Raw genomic sequence first — 2,909 nt, 5'->3', positions numbered from 1 at the left:
AGTTGTATATTTGCACCCGCTTAGAGAAACAGTAACATATCTAGCGAAGTTCAAAAGTTTTTATTGAGATGTTTTGGAAGATTAGTTATTCTAATTTGAGGTTCGAATCCTTAGCATTTACAAGAGTTTTCTGCTATTAATAGTGGTAGAGAAAGTTCATTGATTTATTGAATTGACAGCGCGTATTAATACCTTCGGGTATTATTACAAAGAATTTGAAAACTAGAAGTTTATTATTGACCAGATATTTCGAGTCGTGAGGAGTTAAATTTATTTACAATACACGATGAAGAGTTTGATCCTGGCTCAGGATGAACGCTAGCGGCAGGCTTAACACATGCAAGTCGAGGGGTAACAGAGGTAGCTTGCTACTTGCTGACGACCGGCGCACGGGTGCGTAACGCGTATAGAATCTACCTTATACTGGGGGATAGCCTTTGGAAACGAAGATTAATACCCCATAGTATGTTTGAATGGCATCATTTGGACATTAAAGTTTCGGCGGTATAAGATGACTATGCGTTCTATTAGTTTGTTGGTAAGGTAACGGCTTACCAAGACTACGATAGATAGGGGTCCTGAGAGGGAGATCCCCCACACTGGTACTGAGACACGGACCAGACTCCTACGGGAGGCAGCAGTGAGGAATATTGGACAATGGAGGCAACTCTGATCCAGCCATGCCGCGTGTAGGAAGACTGCCCTATGGGTTGTAAACTACTTTTATATGGGAAGAATAAGGTCTACGTGTAGACTGATGACGGTACCATAAGAATAAGCACCGGCTAACTCCGTGCCAGCAGCCGCGGTAATACGGAGGGTGCAAGCGTTATCCGGAATCATTGGGTTTAAAGGGTCCGTAGGCGGGCATATAAGTCAGTGGTGAAAGTCTGTGGCTCAACCATAGAATTGCCATTGATACTGTATGTCTTGAATTATTGTGAAGTGGTTAGAATATGTAGTGTAGCGGTGAAATGCTTAGAGATTACATAGAATACCGATTGCGAAGGCAGATCACTAACAATATATTGACGCTGATGGACGAAAGCGTAGGTAGCGAACAGGATTAGATACCCTGGTAGTCTACGCCGTAAACGATGGATACTAGTTGTTTGGCTTTCGGGCTGAGTGACTAAGCGAAAGTGATAAGTATCCCACCTGGGGAGTACGTTCGCAAGAATGAAACTCAAAGGAATTGACGGGGGCCCGCACAAGCGGTGGAGCATGTGGTTTAATTCGATGATACGCGAGGAACCTTACCAGGGCTTAAATGTAGATTGACAGGACTAGAGATAGTTTTTTCTTCGGACAATTTACAAGGTGCTGCATGGTTGTCGTCAGCTCGTGCCGTGAGGTGTCAGGTTAAGTCCTATAACGAGCGCAACCCCTGTGGTTAGTTGCCAGCGAGTAATGTCGGGAACTCTAGCCAGACTGCCGGTGCAAACCGTGAGGAAGGTGGGGATGACGTCAAATCATCACGGCCCTTACGTCCTGGGCCACACACGTGCTACAATGGTAGGGACAGAGAGCAGCCACTGGGCGACCAGGAGCGAATCTATAAACCCTATCTCAGTTCGGATTGGAGTCTGCAACTCGACTCCATGAAGCTGGAATCGCTAGTAATCGGATATCAGCCATGATCCGGTGAATACGTTCCCGGGCCTTGTACACCGCCCGTCAAGCCATGGAAGCTGGGGGTACCTGAAGTCCGTCACCGTAAGGAGCGGCCTAGGGTAAAACTGGTAACTAGGGCTAAGTCGTAACAAGGTAGCCGTACCGGAAGGTGCGGCTGGAACACCTCCTTTCTAGAGCTTGTCCCTGTTATTGTGCGTTATGTATTTATATGTAACAATACCAGTAATACACAGCAAACGACTTACGACCGAAAGGTCAAAATAGGTTTTAGTTTTCAATAGCTGTCGATTTAATTTTAATAAACAAGTAAATAGTAGTTAGACTTTAGTATTGAGTTTTTTACTTAAGACTATTACTTAACAACTATAGATTGTTTAATTACAGTCTCATAGCTCAGCTGGTTAGAGCGCTACACTGATAATGTAGAGGTCGGCAGTTCGAGTCTGCCTGAGACTACTGGTTAATAACTAGGCATATTTTAAAAGATATGTTTGATTGTTAGTTGTGCTTTCGCGAAAGCTTAATAAATCGTGATGTTCATTGTATTACATTTTGAAGGAAATTTTAGAAGTTGAGAATCATTACTTCGTCATTCGAAAACTGATGTCATCATCGGAATTTCATAAAAATGGGGGATTAGCTCAGCTGGCTAGAGCGCCTGCCTTGCACGCAGGAGGTCATCGGTTCGACTCCGATATTCTCCACCAAGATAGTTACTTTATAGTAGTTATCATCCTTAGGTATAAAGGATATAGTTTTTAAAAACACAGGATTCACGAGAGTGCAATACGTTTTTAGTTACATAGATCTTATACTGATTATGGGAAAACGTTCATTGACATATTGGGAAATAATTAAAGAATACGAGAAGTCGTATGTAACCTAGCCGGTTATATACGCAAGAATATGAATATAATATGATTAACTCATTATAATATAAAGGTTTATGTATTTTATACATAAGCCCTTAAAAGAGCAATAAGTACAATAAGCTAATTAAGGGCGTATGGGGAATGCCTAGGCTCTCAGAGGCGATGAAGGACGTGATAAGCTGCGAAAAGCTACGGGGATCTGCACACAAGAATTGATCCGTAGATATCCGAATGGGGCAACCCGGTATATTGAAGATATATCACCAGAAATGGGGCAAACCCGGAGAACTGAAACATCTAAGTACCCGGAGGAGAAGAAAACAATAGTGATTCCGCTAGTAGTGGCGAGCGAACGCGGATTAGCCCAAACCAGTAATGTTACGGCATTGCTGGGGTTGTAGG

The 2,909-nt window shown here is 43.1% G+C and carries 2 tRNA genes and 2 rRNA genes (1 of these 4 only partly in view); all 4 read left to right on the top strand.

Annotation, left to right across the window (positions count from 1 at the left end):
- Positions 1-283 precede the first annotated feature (283 nt).
- A 16S ribosomal RNA gene (locus JM84_RS15305) occupies positions 284-1,805 on the top strand.
- A gap of 212 nt (positions 1,806-2,017) precedes the next feature.
- Positions 2,018-2,091, top strand: a tRNA-Ile gene (locus JM84_RS15300).
- 174 nt (positions 2,092-2,265) lie between these two features.
- Positions 2,266-2,342 (top strand) — tRNA-Ala (locus JM84_RS15295).
- Positions 2,343-2,621: 279 nt separating this feature from the next.
- Positions 2,622-2,909: ribosomal RNA gene (locus JM84_RS15290) — 23S ribosomal RNA — on the top strand (it continues 2,538 nt past the right edge of the window).
- The 16S and 23S rRNA genes sit together here with 2 tRNA genes alongside, the layout of an rRNA operon.

It is taken from the genome of Dokdonia sp. Hel_I_63 (genome assembly GCF_007827285.1).
GTDB lineage: Bacteria > Bacteroidota > Bacteroidia > Flavobacteriales > Flavobacteriaceae > Dokdonia.
The sequence above is the reverse complement of the archived record's forward strand: the minus strand, read 5'-3'. Positions and strand labels throughout refer to the sequence as shown.